15 protein-coding genes are annotated in these 17,544 nt (G+C 66.8%); 10 read left to right on the forward strand and 5 right to left on the reverse strand.

Annotated elements, in window-relative coordinates; all coding sequences use genetic code 11:
* The first annotated feature begins 62 nt into the window (after nt 1–62).
* From ABS761_RS01405 to acs, 3 genes are all read left to right on the forward strand, one after another.
* Nucleotides 63–1,949: a propionate--CoA ligase gene (locus ABS761_RS01405; RefSeq protein ID WP_350406162.1), complete on the forward strand. Its 1,887-nt coding sequence runs from the start codon at nt 63–65 to the stop codon at nt 1,947–1,949.
* Nucleotides 1,950–1,957: 8 nt separating this feature from the next.
* Nucleotides 1,958–3,250, forward strand: a complete 1,293-nt coding sequence (locus tag ABS761_RS01410; RefSeq protein ID WP_350406607.1) for an MFS transporter — start codon at nt 1,958–1,960, stop codon at nt 3,248–3,250.
* Between the two features lie 165 nt (nt 3,251–3,415).
* Nucleotides 3,416–5,398, forward strand: a complete 1,983-nt coding sequence (gene acs, locus ABS761_RS01415; RefSeq protein WP_350406163.1) for an acetate--CoA ligase — start codon at nt 3,416–3,418, stop codon at nt 5,396–5,398.
* Nucleotides 5,399–5,544: 146 nt separating this feature from the next.
* On the opposite strand, the gene ABS761_RS01420 is transcribed toward acs, so the two are convergent.
* On the reverse strand, nt 5,545–7,191 hold the full coding sequence (locus ABS761_RS01420; RefSeq protein ID WP_350406165.1) for an electron transfer flavoprotein-ubiquinone oxidoreductase: 1,647 nt from the start codon (nt 7,189–7,191) through the stop codon (nt 5,545–5,547).
* Nucleotides 7,192–7,298: 107 nt separating this feature from the next.
* On the opposite strand from ABS761_RS01420, the gene ABS761_RS01425 reads away from it, so the two are divergent.
* From ABS761_RS01425 to ABS761_RS01455, 7 genes are read left to right on the forward strand one after another with little or no spacing between them, the layout of a single operon-like run.
* A complete protein-coding gene (locus ABS761_RS01425; protein WP_350406166.1) occupies nt 7,299–7,736 on the forward strand; it encodes an acyl-CoA thioesterase in 438 nt (145 codons plus the stop codon).
* Between the two features lie 33 nt (nt 7,737–7,769).
* The gene (locus tag ABS761_RS01430) at nt 7,770–8,468 is read left to right on the forward strand and encodes a CoA transferase subunit A (RefSeq protein ID WP_350406167.1); all 699 of its coding nucleotides are present in this window, start codon (nt 7,770–7,772) and stop codon (nt 8,466–8,468) included.
* Nucleotides 8,469–8,481: 13 nt separating this feature from the next.
* Nucleotides 8,482–9,135, forward strand: coding sequence for a CoA transferase subunit B (locus tag ABS761_RS01435; RefSeq protein WP_350406169.1), 654 nt, complete (start codon nt 8,482–8,484; stop codon nt 9,133–9,135).
* Nucleotides 9,136–9,160: 25 nt separating this feature from the next.
* Nucleotides 9,161–10,948: an aminopeptidase P family protein gene (locus ABS761_RS01440; protein WP_350406171.1), complete on the forward strand. Its 1,788-nt coding sequence runs from the start codon at nt 9,161–9,163 to the stop codon at nt 10,946–10,948.
* Nucleotides 10,949–10,991: 43 nt separating this feature from the next.
* A complete protein-coding gene (gene pyrG / locus ABS761_RS01445; protein ID WP_350406172.1) occupies nt 10,992–12,647 on the forward strand; it encodes a CTP synthase in 1,656 nt (551 codons plus the stop codon).
* A 9-nt stretch (nt 12,648–12,656) separates the two neighbouring features.
* Nucleotides 12,657–13,508, forward strand: a complete 852-nt coding sequence (kdsA, locus tag ABS761_RS01450) for a 3-deoxy-8-phosphooctulonate synthase (RefSeq protein ID WP_350406174.1) — start codon at nt 12,657–12,659, stop codon at nt 13,506–13,508.
* A gap of 19 nt (nt 13,509–13,527) precedes the next feature.
* The gene (locus tag ABS761_RS01455; protein WP_350406175.1) at nt 13,528–13,812 is read left to right on the forward strand and encodes a DUF1330 domain-containing protein; all 285 of its coding nucleotides are present in this window, start codon (nt 13,528–13,530) and stop codon (nt 13,810–13,812) included.
* 20 nt (nt 13,813–13,832) lie between these two features.
* Here the strand turns inward: ABS761_RS01455 and ABS761_RS01460 are convergent, their stop codons facing one another.
* The 4 genes from ABS761_RS01460 to ABS761_RS01475 are packed head-to-tail and all read right to left on the reverse strand — an operon-like array spanning nt 13,833 to nt 17,501.
* Nucleotides 13,833–14,543, reverse strand: coding sequence for an ABC transporter ATP-binding protein (locus ABS761_RS01460; protein ID WP_350406177.1), 711 nt, complete (start codon nt 14,541–14,543; stop codon nt 13,833–13,835).
* A gap of 5 nt (nt 14,544–14,548) precedes the next feature.
* The gene (locus ABS761_RS01465; RefSeq protein ID WP_350406178.1) at nt 14,549–15,748 is read right to left on the reverse strand and encodes an ABC transporter permease; all 1,200 of its coding nucleotides are present in this window, start codon (nt 15,746–15,748) and stop codon (nt 14,549–14,551) included.
* Entirely contained in the window at nt 15,745–16,896 is a 1,152-nt protein-coding gene (locus ABS761_RS01470) for an efflux RND transporter periplasmic adaptor subunit (protein WP_350406179.1), read from the reverse strand. Before ABS761_RS01470 ends, ABS761_RS01465 begins: the two co-directional genes overlap by 4 nt.
* Nucleotides 16,893–17,501 carry a TetR/AcrR family transcriptional regulator gene (locus tag ABS761_RS01475; protein ID WP_350406180.1) on the reverse strand — a complete coding sequence of 203 codons (609 nt, stop codon included), beginning with the start codon at nt 17,499–17,501 and terminating at the stop codon, nt 16,893–16,895. Before ABS761_RS01475 ends, ABS761_RS01470 begins: the two co-directional genes overlap by 4 nt.
* Between the last annotated feature and the right edge of the window lie 43 nt (nt 17,502–17,544).

The raw sequence follows: 17,544 nt of genomic DNA on the forward strand, positions 1-17,544 counted from the left end.
TTAATTTCGAGACGAGCGGGTGCCTCGTGCGCCCATGGGACAGACGCGCACAGGAGGACGGCATGCAAAAGACACGCGAGTTTCACCGCCAATCCATCGAAGAGCGGGAGTCATTCTGGCGGCGCGAGGCCCAACGTATTCACTGGGAAACGCCCTTCAAGCAAGTCCTGGATTATTCGAAGCCGCCGTTTGCGCGCTGGTTTGTCGGCGGGCGTACGAACCTGTGTTACAACGCCGTGGACCGCTGGCTCGACACCCAGGGGGACCAGCCGGCGCTGATCTGGGTATCCACCGAGGTCGACAAGGAAATCGTCTACACGCGCGCCGATTTGGCACGCGAGGTCAACGCCGCGGCCGCCATCCTCCAGGAGCTCGGGGTCGTGCGCGGCGACCGTGTGCTGATTTACCTGCCGATGATTCCCCAGGCCGCGTTCTTCATGCTCGCCTGCGCGCGCATCGGCGCCATCCATTCGGTGGTGTTCGGCGGCTTCGCCTCGCACAATCTGGCCCAGCGCATCGATGATGCGCAGCCCAAGGTGGTGGTCTCGACCGATGCCGGCTCGCGCGGCGGCAAACCCGTCGCCTACAAGCCGCTGCTGGATCAGGCCATCGATATCGCCGGCCACGCGCCCGAGCACGTGGTCATCATCGACCGCGGTCTCGTCCCCTGCGCCATGCACGCAGGCCGGGACCTGGCCTACGCGCCCCTGCGCGCGCGCCACCTCGACGCGCACGTGCCGGTCGTCTGGCTGGAGTCCAACGAGCCCTCCTATGTGCTGTACACCTCGGGGACCACGGGCAATCCCAAGGGCGTGCAGCGCGACACCGGCGGCTACGCCGTGGCGATGTGCGCCTCGATGGAGTACATCTATGGCGGCAAGCCGGGCGATGTGTATTTTTCGTCCAGCGACGTGGGCTGGGTGGTGGGGCATTCCTATGTGGTCTACGGGCCCTTGCTCAATGGGCAGGCCACCGTCATGTATGAAGGCACCCCGGTGCGCCCGGACGCCGCCGTCCTGTGGCGCATCGTCGAGCAGTACAAGGTCAATGCCTTGTTTTCCGCACCCACCGCCATCCGGGTGCTGAAAAAACATGATCCGGAATTGCTACGCCGCCACGACCTGTCCAGCCTCGAGCGTATTTATCTGGCGGGCGAGCCCCTCGACGAGCTGACCGGCCAGTGGTTGTCCGAGGCCCTGGACAAGCCGGTCATCGACAATTATTGGCAGACCGAGACGGGCTGGCCGATCCTGTCGGCGCAGCCGGGGCTCGAGGAGGTTCCCACCCGCTTCGGCAGCCCGTCCTTTCCGGTCTACGGCTATGACGTGCGGGCGGTGGACGAGTCGACGGGCCAGGATTGCGGCCCCGGCCAGAAGGGCGTCGTGGCCATCCAGCCGCCGCTGCCGCCGGGCGCCATGAGCACGATCTGGGGCGACGACGAGCGCTTTGTGCATACGTACTTTGAATCGTTCCCCGGCCGCATGCTGTACTCGACCTCGGACTGGGGCCTGTTCGACAAGGATGGTTATTGGTACATCCTGGGCCGCACCGACGACGTCATCAATGTGGCCGGGCACCGCCTGGGTACGCGCGAGATCGAGGAATCCGTCAATACGCATCCGGCGGTAGCCGAATCGGCCGTGGTCGGCGTGGCCGACCCGACCAAGGGGCAGGCAGCCATGGCGTTCGCGGTGCTGCGGGCCCCCGACCTGCTGCTCGAGGAGGGCGCGCGCGACCGTCTCGAGGCCGAGATCAAGAAAATCATCGAGCAGCGCAATGGCCCCGTCGCCAGGCCCGCTCGGATCCTCTTTGTCAACAGCCTACCCAAGACCCGCTCCGGCAAGGTCCTGCGGCGCGCCATCGTAGCCTTGTGCGAGGGGCGCGACCCGGGTGATCTGACGACCATCGAGGATCCGGGCGCGCTCGACCAGATTCGCGCGACCCTTTGAGCACCCGGATGGCGCGCGGCGAGACGCTGCAACCCGGGGTCGGCGGCCGCGAGGTCTGGTCCTGGGCGATGTACGATTTCGCCAACTCGGGCTACACCACGGTCGTCCTGACCACGGTCTTCAACGCCTATTTCGTCGGCGTCGTCGCCGCCGGGCGCCATTGGGGCACGCTGGCGCTGACCCTGGCGCTGTCCCTGTCCTACCTGGCGGTGATGCTGAGCATGCCGGGCCTCGGTGCGCACGCGGACGCCCGCGCGGCCAAGCGCCGGCTGTTGTTCACCAGCACGGCGGGCTGCATCGCCGGCACCGTGCTGCTGGCCACCGTCGGCCCGGGCGACGTGGTCTGGGGGCTGCTGTGCCTGGCGCTGTCGAACTATTGTTATTGCGTCGGCGAATCGGCGGTCGCCTCTTTTCTGCCGGGGCTGGCCCGCACGGAATCCCTGGGCAGGGTGTCGGGGTGGGGGTGGAGCTTCGGGTATTGCGGCGGGATGCTGGCCCTGGGTCTGGCCCTGTGGATCGCCACCAGCGGCGAGGCCCGGGGGGCCGCCGCCGAGGATTACGTGCCCTGGGTCATGCTGTCCACCGCGACGTTGTTCGCCCTTGCCGCCATCCCCTCGATGCTGTGGTTGCGCGAGCGTGCGGCGCCGGGCGATGGCCGGGCTTCGAGCGCCCTGTTCGCCGACCTGCGGCGCGCCTGGCGCGAGACGCGCCTCGATTTTCCGGATTTCCGCCGTCTGCTGCTGTGCATCGCCTGCTACCAGGCGGGGATCACGGTGGTGATCACGCTGGCGGCCGTGTATGCCACCGAGGTCATGGGTTTCCAGATGCAGCAGACCATGCTGCTGGTGTTCCTGGTCAACATCGCCGCCGCCCTGGGCGCCTTCGCCTTTGGCTATGCGCAGGACCGGGTCGGGCACAAGCGCGCATTGGCCGTCACCCTGGTCGGCTGGCTGCTGATGGTGGCCCTTGCGGTCGCGGCCGAGGACGTGCGCACCTTCTGGGCCGCCGCGGCCTTGGCCGGCCTGTGCATGGGCACCAGCCAAAGCGCGGGCCGGGCGATGGTGGGGGTGCTCGCGCCGACCCGGCGGCCGGCCGAGTTTTATGCGCTATGGTCCTTCGCGGTGCAACTCGCGGCGGTGGTGGGGCCCCTGTGCTACGGCCTGGTGGTCTGGGTCACGGGCGGCAATCATCGCCTGGGGCTGCTGGTCACGGGCGTGTTCTTTGTGGCGGGGCTGGTGGTGCTGGCGGGCCTGGATTTCCAGCGCGGGCTGCGCAGCCGCGAGGCCGCCGGGTCGCCGTGATCCGGTGAGTGGCACCCGCGATGCGGGCGCCCATCGCGATCCGGTTGCATTTGTCAGCGACGAGTAAGCATCGTGCAGTAGGGTTGCACATAGTGGACACAATATAGTGGATATACAAGAACAGTACGCATTCAAATACAGTCAAACCTTAGGAGCGAGCCAATCATGACGACAACGGAGATTGAATCCATACTGATCGAGAATCGGGTGTTCCAGCCCCCTGAAGACCTGGTCAGGCAGGCCAATGTCTCGGGCATGGCCGGGTACCGGGCCCTGTGCGATGAGGCTCGGCGCGACCCGAACGCGTTCTGGGCGCGTCTGGGGCGGGAAAACATCGTCTGGAGCCGTCCTTTTACACAGGTGCTCGACGAGTCCAACGCTCCGTTCTACAAGTGGTACCCCGACGGCCAGATGAACGTTTCAGCCAATTGCCTGGACAAACACATGGGCACGCCCGCGGAAAATCGCGTGGCGCTGATCTTCGAGGCGGACGACGGCAAGGTTACCAAGGTCACCTACAAGGAATTGCTGGCGCGCGTCGGCCAATTCGCCAATGCGCTCAAGTCCCTGGGTTGCAAGACCGGCGAGAGGGCCATCATCTACATGCCGATGTCGATCGAGGCGGTCGTCGCCATGCAGGCCTGCGCGCGGCTGGGGATCATCCATTCGGTCGTGTTCGGCGGCTTTTCATCCAAGAGCATCCACGAGCGCACGGTCGATGTGGGGGCGACGCTGATCATCACTGCCGATGCCCAGATCCGGGGTGGCAAGACCATCGCCCTGAAAAATGCCGTGGACGAGGCCCTGGACATGGGCGGCTGCGAGGGGGTGCGCCACGTCATCACCTACAAGCGCGCCGGCAGCCCGGTGCAATGGCGGGATGGGCGCGACCTGTGGTGGCATGACGTGATCGCCGGCCAGCCGGACGATTGCCCGGCTGTGCCGGTGGATGCGGACCATCCGCTCTTCATCCTGTACACCTCAGGGTCCACCGGCAAGCCCAAGGGCGTGCAGCATGCGTCGGCCGGCTTTCTGCTGTGGTCGCTGATGACCATGAAATGGACCTTCGACTCCAAGCCCGACGATGTCTTCTGGTGCACCGCCGACGTGGGCTGGGTCACGGGGCACTCGTACGTGACGTACGGCCCGCTGGCCGCCGGCGTCACGCAAGTGGTGTTCGAGGGGGTGCCGACCTACCCGGACGCGGCCCGTTTCTGGCGCATGATCGAGCAGCACAAGGTCACGGTGTTCTACACCGCGCCCACGGCGATCCGCTCGCTCACCAAGCTCGCCGAGACGGATTCCAAGGTGCATCCGCGCGAGTTCGACCTGAGTTCGCTGCGCATCATCGGCTCGGTGGGCGAGCCCATCAATCCCGAGGCCTGGGTCTGGTACTACAAGAACGTCGGCCGCGAGCACTGCCCGGTGATCGACACCTGGTGGCAGACCGAGACCGGCGCCCACATGATCACCCCGCTGCCGGGCGTCACGCCGCTCAAGCCCGGATCCTGCACCTTGCCGCTGCCCGGCATCGATGCGGCGGTCGTGGACGAGACCGGCGAGGAGGTCGGGCGCGGCAAGGGGGGCTTCCTGGTGATACGCCGTCCCTGGCCCTCGATGATCCGCACGATCTGGGGCGACGCGGAACGCTTCAAGAAAACCTATTTCCCACCCGAGCTCAAGGGCTACTACCTGGCGGGGGACGGGGCGCAGCGCGACAAGGACGATTATTTCTGGATCATGGGCCGCATCGACGACGTGCTCAACGTCTCGGGCCACCGGCTGGGCACGATGGAGGTCGAATCGGCCTTGGTGGCGCATGACTTGGTGGCCGAGGCCGCCGTGGTGGGCCGCCCGGACGACACCACGGGCGAGGCCGTCGTGGCCTTCGTGGTGCTGAACGGCCCGCTGCCCCAGGGTGCGGCGGCCGACGCCATGGCCAAGCAGTTGCGCGATTGGGTGGCCAAGGAAATCGGCCCCATCGCCAAGCCGCGCGAAATTCGTTTCGGCGAAAACCTGCCCAAGACCCGCTCGGGCAAGATCATGCGCCGCCTGTTGCGGGTGGTCGCCAAGGGCGAGGCGATCACGCAGGATGTGTCGACGCTGGAAAATCCGGGGATTCTGGACCAGTTGGCCCAGGTCCGGTAACGAGTGCTGGACGGTGCCTTGTGATCCAGGGCATCGGACGCCACCCAAGAGGCGGGGGAATCCCCCGCCTCTTTCTTATATGCCCCTGGAGCAGGCTGCCGCCCGCTCCAGGGGCCTCGGCTCGAGGCGAGGGACGGCAAGAAGCTCTACATCCCGTTGTATACCGGCCCTTCGCCGCCTTGCGGCGTCACCCAGACGATGTTCTGGGTCGGGTCCTTGATGTCACAGGTCTTGCAGTGCACGCAGTTTTGGGCGTTGATCTGCAGGCGGTCCTCGCCGGTCTCGGTCTTGACGAACTCGTAGACGCCGGCCGGGCAGAAGCGCGCCTCGGGGCCGCCGAATTTCGCGAGGTTGACCGTTACCGGGACCGTGTCGTCCTTGAGCGTCAGGTGCACGGGCTCGTTTTCATCGTGGTTGGTGTTCGAGATGAACACCGAGCTCAGGCGATCGAAGGTCAGTGTGCCGTCAGGCTTTGGATAGTCGATGCGCGCGCACTCGGCCGCCGGCTGCAGACAGGCGTGGTCGGGTTTCTTGCGGTGGATCGTCCAGGGGATGTTGCCCCTGAGCAGCCACTGCTCGATGCCTGTCATGAGCGTGCCGACGGTGCGGCCCTTTTTGAACCATTGCTTGAAGTTGCGGGACTTGTTCAGCTCGGCGTGCAGCCAGGAGCGCTCGAAGGCCGCCGGGTAGGCGGTCAGCTCGTCGTGGGCGCGACCGGCCGCCAGGGCCTCGAAAATCGCCTCCGCCGCGAGGGCGCCGGTCTTGATCGCCGAATGGCTGCCCTTGATGCGCGAGGCGTTCAGCACGCCGGCCTCGCAGCCGACCAGCACGCCCCCGGGGAAGCAGAGCTTGGGCAGCGACAGCAGGCCGCCCGCCGTCAGCGAGCGGGCGCCATAGGCGATGCGCTTGCCGCCCTCAAAGGTCGTGCGGATCGCCGGATGGGTCTTGTAGCGCTGGAATTCCTCGAAGGGCGACAGCCAGGGATTGGCGTAGTCCAGGCCCACCACCAGGCCCACGGCCACGAGCCCCTCGTCCAGGTGGTACAGGAAGGAGCCGCCATAGGTGTCCGCATCCAGGGGCCAGCCCGCGGTGTGCACCACGCGCCCCGGGTGCGATTGGGCCGGGTCGACCTCCCAGAGCTCTTTGATGCCGATGGCGTAGCTCTGGGGATCGCGGCCCGCGTCGAGGCGGAATTTCTCGATCAGCTGGCGGCCCAGGTGGCCGCGCGACCCCTCGGCAAAAATCGTGTAGCGGGCCAGCAGTTCCATCCCCGGCTGATAGTGGTCGGTAGGGCTGCCGTCGCGCGCCACCCCCATGTCGCCCGTGATCACGCCGCGCACGGCGCCGGCCTCGTCGTACAGGATTTCGGCGGCGGCGAAACCCGGGAACACGTCCACGCCCAGGGCTTCGGCCTGCTCGCCCAGCCAGCGCGTGACATGACCCAGGCGGACGATGTAGTTGCCGTGGTTCTTGAAACAGTCCGGCAGCAGCCAGCCGGGCGTGGCGCGCGCGCCTTTCGTCGTCAGGAACAGGAATTTATCCTCTGTCACCGCTGTGTCCAGCGGCGCGCCTTTTTCCTTCCAGTCGGGAATCAGCTCGGTGAGCGCCTGCGGATCCATCACGGCGCCCGACAGGATGTGGGCACCGATTTCGGCGGCCTTTTCGAGGACGCAGACGCCGATCTCGCGGCCATCCTCGGCGGCCATTTGCTTGAGCCGGATCGCGGCGGACAGGCCGGCGGGCCCCGCGCCGACGATCACGACGTCGTATTCCATTGATTCGCGTTCGGTCATGGGTGGTGTGACTCCGGTTGTCGAGGTTTTGATCCGGCTGCGGCGCCCCGCGGCAGCCGGACCATCATTGTATTATGACCGGCGGCGCGGGGTGGTACCATGATCCCATGTCTTTGGATCCCTCCGCCACGCCCCCTCCCTCCGGGACGTTCGATACCCTGATCGACGTCCGTTGGGGTGATTTGGATGCCCTGAACCACGTCAACAACGCCATCTACTTCCGCTATTTCGAGGAAGCCCGCGTTCACCTGTACGCCGCGATCGACATGGATTTCGCCTCGGGGCGCGTGGGCCTGCTCGCCCATGCCTCGTGTGATTTTCTGAGGCCGCTGTTGTATCCTGCGCGTATCGTCGTGGGCCTGAAGCTCTTGCGGCTGGGACGCAGCAGTCTCGAGTTGGACACCCGAATCGAGCGGGCCGACGAGCCGGGGGAAGCATACGCGCGCGGGCGCAACGTCCTGGTATGCGCCGATGGCGCGACCGGGCGCCCGACGCCTTGGACCGAAGCCGATCGCCGGGCCTTGGCACGCTGTTTTTCTGTTTGAACCGTTGTATCCATCCTTCACGAGGACTAGAGCATGGAAAAAGTCTATGGAAGCGCCGCGGAGGCACTGCAGGGCGTGGTCGCCGATGGCCAGTTGATTGCCGTGGGCGGCTTCGGGCTGTGCGGCATTCCCGAGGCGCTGATCGCCGCGCTACGCGATTCCGGCGTGCGCAACCTGACCTGCATCAGCAATAACGCCGGGGTCGATGGCTTCGGCCTGGGCCAGTTGCTGAGCACCCGCCAGATCTCCAAGATGATCGCCTCGTACGTTGGCGAGAACAAGGAATTCGAGCGCCAATTCCTCGCCAAGGAACTCGAGCTCGAATTCACGCCGCAGGGCACGCTGGCCGAGAAGCTGCGCGCCGGCGGCGCCGGGATTCCGGCTTTCTTCACGGCTACGGGCGTGGGCACGGTCGTCGCCGAGGGCAAGGAAACCCGCGAGTTCGACGGTCGCACCTATGTCATGGAGCGTTCGCTGGTGCCCGACGTCTCGCTGGTCAAGGCCTGGAAGGCCGATCGCAGCGGCAACCTGCGGTTCCGGCGCACCGCGCGCAACTTCAATCCCAACGTGGCCATGGCCGGCAAGGTCACCATCGTCGAGGTCGAGGAGATCCTGCCCACGGGCGCCTTCGATCCCGACGACATCCACCTGCCCGGAATCTTCGTCCATCGGATCGTGCTCAACGCGAATCCAGAGAAACGCATCGAACAACGCACCACGCGCAAGGCTTGAGGAGGGATAGAAAATGGCTTGGGATCGCGAACAAATGGCAGCGCGCGCGGCGCGCGAGCTACGTGACGGTTTCTACGTCAACCTGGGGATCGGACTGCCCACGCTCGTGGCCAACCACGTGCCCGAGGGTGTCGAGGTCTGGCTGCAATCCGAGAACGGCTTGCTGGGCATCGGCCCCTTCCCGACCGAGGATGAGATCGACGCTGACTGCATCAACGCCGGCAAGCAGACCATCACCACGTTGCCCGGCTCCTCGATTTTTGCCTCGGCCGATTCATTCGGCATGATTCGTGGCGGCAAGATCAATCTGGCCATCCTGGGGGCCATGCAGGTGTCCGAAAAGGGCGACCTGGCCAACTGGATGATTCCCGGCAAGATGATCAAGGGCATGGGCGGCGCGATGGACTTGGTGGCCGGCGTCGGCAAGGTCGTCGTGCTGATGGAGCACGTCGCCCGTGCCAAGGACGGCACGGAAAGCCTCAAGCTGCTGCCCGAGTGCACCTTGCCGCTGACCGGGGTGGGCGTCGTCGACTTGATCATCACCGATCTGGGGGTGATGGAGGTCGGCGACGATGGGCTCAAGCTCATCGAGCTCGCGCCCGGCGTCACCGTCGACGAGGTCCGCTCCAAGACCTCCGCCCGTCTGGACGTGTCGGCCGTCGCCTGAGCCCGTGACCTCGTCGCCATCCGGAATGCCTGCGGCGGACCGCGTGCGGGCCTTGCGCGCGCAATTGCGTGCCGAGGGCCTGCAGGCCTGCCTGATCCCGTCGGCGGACCCGCATCTGTCGGAGTACCTGCCCGAGCACTGGCAGGCGCGCGTCTGGGCAAGCGGCTTCACCGGCTCGGCCGGCAGCCTGCTGGTGACCGATGAGTTTGCCGGCTTGTGGACCGACAGCCGGTACTGGACACAGGCCGAGGCCCAGCTCCGGGGGTCGGGCATCGCGTTGATGCGCGCGGGGCAGGCCGAGGTGCCCGAGCCGCTGGACTGGGCCCTGGCGCACCTGCCGCGCGGCGCGCGCGTGGCCGCCGATGGCCGCGTTCTCGACCTCGGCACGGCCCGGCGCTGGCGCACGGGCCTCGAGGCGGCAGGCCTCGAGCTCGAGCTCGCGCGCGATCCGGTCGGCGCCGTCTGGACCGATCGGCCGGCGCTGCCGGCCGCGCCCGTGTATGAACATCTGCCGCCGCACGCCTGCCGCAGCCGCGCGGACAATCTGGCGGCGGTCCGCGCGGGGATGCGCGACCATGCGGCGCAGTGGCTGCTGTTGTCCACTCTGGACGACATCGCCTGGCTGCTCAACCTGCGCGGCGCCGATGTGCCCTACAACCCGGTGTTCCTGGCCCACGTTCTGGTGGGCCTGGATGAGGCGCGGCTGTATGTCGCTACAGGCAAGATCGGCGAGGGCCTGGCGCATGTCCTGCACGGCGATGGCGTGGCCTTGCGCGGCTATGACGAGATCGCCTGCGATCTCGCGGCCTTGCCAGAGGGCGCGCCGCTGATGGTCGATCCCGCCCGGGTGACCGCCGGGACGCTGGCCCACGCGCCGCGGGCGCGGCTGATCGAGGCGGCCAACCCGTCCCAGATGCTCAAGGCCCTCAAGACCAGCGCCGAGGCGGCGAACATCCGCCGGGCGATGGAGCAGGACGGCGCGGCGCTGTGCGAATTCTTTGCCGGTTTCGAAGCCGCCTTGGCGGCGGGCAAGCGCATCACTGAGCTCGACGTGGATGAACGCATCACGGCCGCGCGGGCGCGCCGCCGGGATTTCGTCTCGCCCAGCTTTGCGACGATCGCCGGCTTCAATGCCAACGGGGCCATGCCCCATTATCAGGCGACGCCGCAGTCGCATGCCGCGCTCGAGGGCGATGGCCTGCTGCTGATCGACTCCGGCGGCCAGTACCTGGGTGGCACCACCGACATCACGCGCGTTGTGCCGGTGGGGCGGCCCAGCCGCGCGCAGCTTGCGGATTTCACCGCCGTCTTGCGCGCGCATATCGCATTGGCCCTGGCCCGTTTTCCCGACGGGACGCCGTCGCCCGCGCTCGATACGGTGGCGCGCATGCCGCTATGGCGCGAGGGGCTGGATTACGGGCATGGCACCGGCCACGGCGTGGGCTATTTTCTGAACGTCCACGAGGGGCCGCAATCGATCGCCGTGCGCGCCCGTCCCCGCCCCGAGCAGGCCATGCGCGTGGGCATGGTGACTTCCAACGAGCCGGGGCTCTATCGCGAGGGGCAGTGGGGCATCCGGATCGAGAACCTAGTGCTTGCCGTCGAGGGCGAGCGCACCGCATTCGGCCATTTTCTGTGCTTCGAGACGCTCACGCTGTGCCCGATCGATACGCGCTGCGTGCTGCCCGGCGCGTTGTCGGCCGAGGAGCTCGGCTGGCTCAACGACTATCACGCCCTGGTGCGTGCGCGCCTGCTGCCGTGGGTCGAGGGCCCGGCGCGCGACTGGCTGCTGGCGCGCACCGAAAGGCTATAATCCAAATTTCCCGCTCCGGCCCGCCAATCCCGGGCATGTCAAGATGACCAAATACGTATTCGTCACGGGAGGCGTCGTGTCCTCCCTGGGCAAGGGCATTGCGGCGGCGTCGCTCGCCGCCATCCTGGAGTCGCGCGGGCTGCGCGTCACCATGCTCAAGCTGGATCCCTACATCAACGTCGATCCGGGGACGATGAGCCCCTTCCAGCATGGCGAGGTTTTCGTCACCGAGGATGGCGCCGAGACCGACCTTGACCTGGGCCACTACGAGCGTTTTGTCTCGACGCGGATGCGCAAGGTCAACAACTTCACGACGGGCCAGATCTACGAGTCCGTGCTGCGCAAAGAGCGCCGCGGCGACTATCTGGGAAAGACGGTCCAGGTGATTCCGCACATCACCAACGAGATCCAGGATTTCATCGTGCGCGGCGCCGAGGCGGCCTGGAACGGCGCGGCCGATGTCGCGATCGTCGAGATCGGCGGTACGGTCGGGGACATCGAATCGCTGCCTTTTCTCGAGGCCGTGCGCCAGATGAGCCTGCGGCTGGGACGCAATCAGTGTGCGTTCGTGCACCTGACGCTGGTGCCCTTCATTGCTTCGGCCGGCGAGCTCAAGACCAAGCCCACGCAGCACTCGGTGCAGAAATTGCGCGAGATCGGCATCTACCCCAACGCGCTGCTGTGCCGGGCCGACCGTCCGGTGCCCGACGACGAACGCGCCAAGATCTCGCTGTTCTCGAATGTGCCGCTGGATGCGGTGATCTCGGTCTGGGACGCCGATTCGATCTACAAGATTCCGGCCATGCTGCATCAGCAGGGGCTCGACAGCCTGGTGTGCGATGCCCTGGCCCTGACCCCGCCGCCCGCGGACCTGACGCTGTGGGACCGCCTGATCGACGCCATCGAGCATCCGCGTGCGACCATCACTGTGGGCATGGTGGGCAAGTACGTCGATCTGACCGAATCCTACAAGTCCCTCAGCGAGGCGTTGGTGCACGCCGGCATCCACACGCACTCCAAGGTACAGATCGAGTACATCGACTCCGAGGAAATTGAAACGCGGGGCACCTCGGTGCTCGAGCCCCTGGATGCGATCCTGGTGCCCGGCGGATTCGGCAAGCGCGGCACCGAGGGCAAGATCAAGGCCATCCAGTATGCCCGCGAGCACGGCATTCCTTATCTGGGGATCTGCCTGGGCATGCAGCTTGCGGTGGTCGAGTACGCGCGTCACGTCGCCGGCCTCGGCGGCGCCAACAGCACCGAGTTCGACCCCTCGGCGGCGCATCCCGTGATCGCCTTGATCACCGAGTGGCAGGACCGCGAGGGCAAGATCGAGCGCCGCGACCAGGCCTCCGACCTGGGCGGCACCATGCGCAAGGGCGCGCAGCGCTGCCCGGTCAAGCCGGGCACGCGCGCCTTCGAGATCTACGGTCCCGAGGTCAACGAGCGCCATCGCCATCGCTTTGAGGTGAACAACGTCTATGTCAACCGCCTCGAGGAGGCGGGACTGGTGATCAGCGCGCGCACGCCCACGGAGAATCTGCCCGAAATCATGGAGATCCCGAACCATCCGTGGTTCATGGGCGTCCAGTTCCATCCGGAATTCACCTCGACCCCGCGCGATGGGCATCCGCTGTTCACCAGCTATATTCAGGCCGCACTTGCGCATCACCAAAAGCGCGAGTTGGCCGAGGCCTGAGGGGGATCCATGAAACTGTGCGATTTCCAGGTCGGCCTGGACCAACCGCTGTTCCTGATCGCCGGCCCCTGCGTGATCGAGTCGCGCGAGCTCGCCTTCGAGACGGCCGGCCGCCTCCAGGAAATCGCCCGTTCGCTGGGTGTCCCCTTCATCTACAAGAGTTCATTCGACAAGGCCAACCGCAGTTCGGATCGCTCTTTCCGCGGGCCGGGCATCGAGCAGGGCCTGGCGATCCTCGCCGACGTGCGGGCGCAGCTCGGCGTGCCCGTGCTGACCGATGTGCACGACGCGGATCAGGCGCGCGAGGCGGCGCAGGTGGTCGATGTACTGCAGACGCCGGCGTTTCTGTGCCGCCAGACCGATTTCATCCATGCGTGCGCGGCCACACTCAAGCCGGTCAACATCAAGAAAGGGCAGTTCCTCGCGCCGCAGGACATGCGCCAGGTCGTCGCCAAGGCGCGCGCCGCGGCGCAGGAGGCCGGCGGCGACGGCGATACCATCATGGTGTGCGAGCGCGGCGCCTCGTTCGGCTACAACAACCTGGTGTCCGACATGCGCTCGCTGGCGATCATGCGCGAGACCGGATGCCCCGTGGTGTTCGATGCGACACACTCGGTGCAGTTGCCGGGCGGGCAGGGCACCAGTTCGGGCGGCCAGCGCGAGTTCGTGCCGGTCCTGGCCCGCGCGGCGGTGGCCGCGGGGGTGGCGGGGGTGTTCATGGAAACCCATCCCGACCCCGACCGCGCGCTGTCGGACGGCCCCAACGCGGTGCCGCTGGACCGCATGCGCGACCTGCTCGCCAGCCTGCAGGGCATCGATCGCTGCGTCAAGGAAGGCGGCGCGCTGCTGAATTCGCTTTGAATCTTGTAAAGGAAGTCCGATGAGTGCCTACATCATTGTCAATGTCGAAGTCACCGATCCCGAGCAATACAAGCAGTATCAAAAATTCTCTTCGGAGGCGATGAGCAAGTACGGCGCCCGGGTGCTGGTGCGCGGCGGCGAGGTCACGTCCCTGGAGGGCGCCCTCCCGGGACGCACGGTCGTGATGGAATTCGACGATGTCGAGGCCGCGCGGAGGTTCTACGATTCCCCCGAGTACCGTCAAGGTCGCAAGGCTCGCGCCGACGCGGCGCGCGTGACCATGTACATCGTCCAGGGCGTCTGAGCCGCCGTTTGTATCGGCTTTTAGTCGAAACCCCGACCCTCGCCGGCTTCCTCGTGGGTCGCGCCGTCGCGGATGTGATAGATGCGCCGGAATGTCGGGATGATCTTCTCGTCGTGGGTGACGACGATGATCGCGGTTTCGAAGCGCTTGGCCATGTCGTTCAGAATCCGGATCACCGCCATGGCGCGCTGGGAGTCCAGCGGTGCGGTCGGCTCGTCGGCCAGGATCACCGGGGGCCGGTTGACCAGGCCCCGGGCGATGGCGATGCGCTGCTGTTCGCCGCCTGACAGTTGCGCGGGCATGGCCCGCGCGCGGTGCTGCACATCGAGCGCGGTCAGCAGTTCAAGTGCGCGCCGGCGCGCCTCACCGGTGGGCACGCCGGCCAGCATGGGGGGCAGCGCCACATTGTCGGTCGCATCCAGGAACGGAATCAGATAGGGCGCCTGGAACACGAAGCCGATCTTGTCGCGGCGCAGGGCCCGCAGGTCGCGCACCTTCCAGCCATTGTCGTAGATCGTCTCGCCGTCCAGGGCCATGCGGCCCGAGGTCGGGTCGATCACCGCGCCCAGGCATTTTAATAGCGTGCTTTTGCCCGAGCCGGATGGCCCGACCAGGCCCACCACCTCGCCGGGCAGCACGCGCATGTTCACGTCCTTCAGGGCGAGGACAGCGGTGTCGCCTTCGCCGAAACGCTTGCTCAGGTGCTCGATGCGGATGCCTTTTTCACCCATGGTCATCACCCGATCGCCGCTGCGGGATCGACCTTGAGTGCCATGCGGATGGCGATGATGCTGGCCAGCACACAGATGGCCAGCATCGCGAGAAAGCCCAGGATCGAATCGATCGGCACCAGCAGCACGTACTTTGGAAACAGGGGCGCGGCGAAGGTCGCCGTGATCTTGCCCACGACGAAGCCGATCACGCCGAGCACCAGGGACTGCTGCAGAATCATCCCCGCGATGGTCCGGTTGCGCGTGCCGATGAGCTTGAGTACGGCGATTTCGCGGATCTTGTCCATGGTCAGTGTGTAGATGATGAACGCCACGATGGCCGCGCTGACGAGCGCCAGGATCACCAGGAACATTCCGATCTGCCGGGCCGAGGCGGCGATCAGCTTGCCGACCAGGATGCCTTCCATTTGCGCGCGGTCGTATACCGTGAGTCGTTTCCAGCGCCGGATCGGCTCGGCCACCTCCGCCGCGGTGAACCCCGGGCGGATGCGGACAAGAACAGCGTTGACATAGCCGTTGCCGGTCTGCGAGGCGAGCACCGCGTCCAGCAGCTCGGGCGCGCCGGGGCGGTTGAAGGCCGGGTCGGCGGTGGTGCGACGGCGCTGCATCAGGATCGCGTCGTTGTCCTTGAGGAATTGAGCCTCCTGGGCGTCCTTGAGCGGGATGAACACCATCGGATCGCCGTTGGACGAGACCATGCGGCGCGTCAGGCCAACCACGGTATAGCGGTTGCGGCGGATGGTGAGCACGTCCCCGAGCTGGAAGCCGGCGGCGAGGTCCGCGACCGCCTCATAGTGCCCGCGGGTGATCTGGCGCCCGGCGACGAGATGTGGCGGCCAGCCCGGGATGCCGGGCCCGCCCATGGTGATGCCTACCACCATCGCCCTGGCGTCCTGGTCGCCCTTGCCGACTTGCATGGTCAGGTAGGTGATATTGGCCGCCTCCGCCACGCCCGGCATGGCGCGGATGCCGCGCCATAGGTCGTCGGGAATGCTGGAGGATTCGGCGTAGGGGCCCAGGGTGTCTTTCTGCACGACCCAGAGTACGGCGCCGCTGTTGTCCAGCAGGGCCTTGGCGTCGTCCACCATGCCGCGGTATACCCCGGCCATGGTCAGCGTCACGCCGATCAGCAGCCCCAGCCCGATGCCGGTGAAGATGAATTTTCCCCAGGTGTGCAGGATGTCGCGCCCGGCCAGGCTGATCATGGCGCCACCCCCGGCAGGCGGTCGACCAGGTGGATGCGGCTGCGTGCGGTGAGCGTCTTTTCGCTATGCACCACGAGCCGGTCGCCCGCGGCGAGGCCGTTTTCCACTTGCAGGCGGCCATCGAGATCCGAGCGCCCGAGCACGATTGGTGCGAACGCGAGGCCGCCATCGGTGAGTTTCCATACGCCGCGCTGGCCATCGACCGTGCGGATGGCCGCATTGGGGATCGTGGGTGCCGCGGGCAGCCCGGGCAACTGCACGGTGACCTCGGCCAACTCGCCCACCGGCGGCAGCGGCGAGAGCGGCCCGTCGAAGACGATCTTGGCGAGGGTTTCCTCGGTCACGACGTCGGCCTGCGGCTCGATTCGCAGCACGCGGCCCGTCAGAGGCCGGCCCTGGCGCGAGCGCAGCGTGATCCGGGTGGGCAGGCCGGCGGCCAGCCCATCGGCGCTGATCTGGTCGAAGCGCGCATCGACCCACAGGCTGGCGGGATCGATGATTTCGATCACTGCCTGGCCGGCCACCATGGTGGTGCCGGGGTCGGCGTGGCGTGCGATGACGAGGCCGGCGACGGGTGCCACCAGTATGAGGTCGTCGCGCTGGGCGCGCAGGGCTTGCTGTTCGGCATGCAAGCGGGCGACGTCCTCGCGGGCCGCGGTCAGGGCCGCATCGGCCGCCGCCAACTCCTGTCGCTTGATGGCGGCGCTCTCGGCGCTGGTGCCGCGCGCGGCGGCGAGCCGTTCGTAGCGATTCATCTGTGTCCGCGCAAAAGCCTGCCCGGCCTGCGCTTGCAGCAAGATGGCCTCGGCACCCTTGATCGCCGCCTGTTGCGCCCTGATGCGGTCATCCAGGTCCACCGGGTCCATCGCGCCCAATACCTGGCCCGCCTCGACCGCATCGCCGACGTGCGCGTCCAGATGCTGGATGCGTCCAGCGTGGGTGGGTCCGATTTTGTACCGATAGCGGGCGCTCACGGTGCCGATGCCGAACAGGGCCGGTGCGATGGATCGCTGTTCGGCCGTCGTCACGGTCACCGCGCTCGGTGCCAGCGGCCCCGAGCGCAGGGCGACATAGGCGAACAGTGCCAGGAGCGGCGCGACGACGGCGATCAGGGCGAGCGTGCGGCGCTGGGGGCGGGGAAGTCTCATGCGCTGCCTCCGATGCCGCGGCGGTAGATGGCGAAGGCACCCGGGGCGTCGCGGCGGATGCGGTTCACGTCGCCCACCAGCATGGACTGCATGACCAACCCCTGGATGGTGCCGATGAACAGAACAGCGGCGGCGTCCGTGTCCAGGGCCGCGTCCAGTTCGCCCTGTGCCTTGCCGGCCTCGAACAGGCGCCGCAGTCGCTCGCCATAGTGTTGGATCAAGGTCCGCACCGTCTGTTTGAGCAGGGTTTCCCCCGGCCGCTGCAATTCGCCAAAGAGCATCCTCGGCACGCCGGGGTGCTGGGTGACAAAGTCGATGTGCGCCATGAAGACGGCCTCGAGCGCGACGGCCGGGGAGGCGGCACCTTGCGCGGCCTTGTCGATCCGGGCGAGCAGGCGTTCCGCCACCCAGGCCATCGCGGCTTCCAGAATGGCGTCCTTGGTGGGGAAGTGCCGGAAGAGCGCCCCCTGGGTCAGTCCCATGCGTTGCGCGATGGCTGCGGTCGTGATGTCGCCGGGGTTCTGCTCGGCGGCCAGTTCGACCACGGCCTCGACGGTGGCTGCGCGTCGTTCCTCGGCGGGCAGGTGTTTCGAACGTCCGCTCATTGCCTGATTTCCCATAAGTGAGTAATTGATTACTATCTTATCA

This window comes from Castellaniella sp. GW247-6E4 (assembly GCF_040276065.1).
GTDB lineage: Bacteria > Pseudomonadota > Gammaproteobacteria > Burkholderiales > Burkholderiaceae_B > Castellaniella.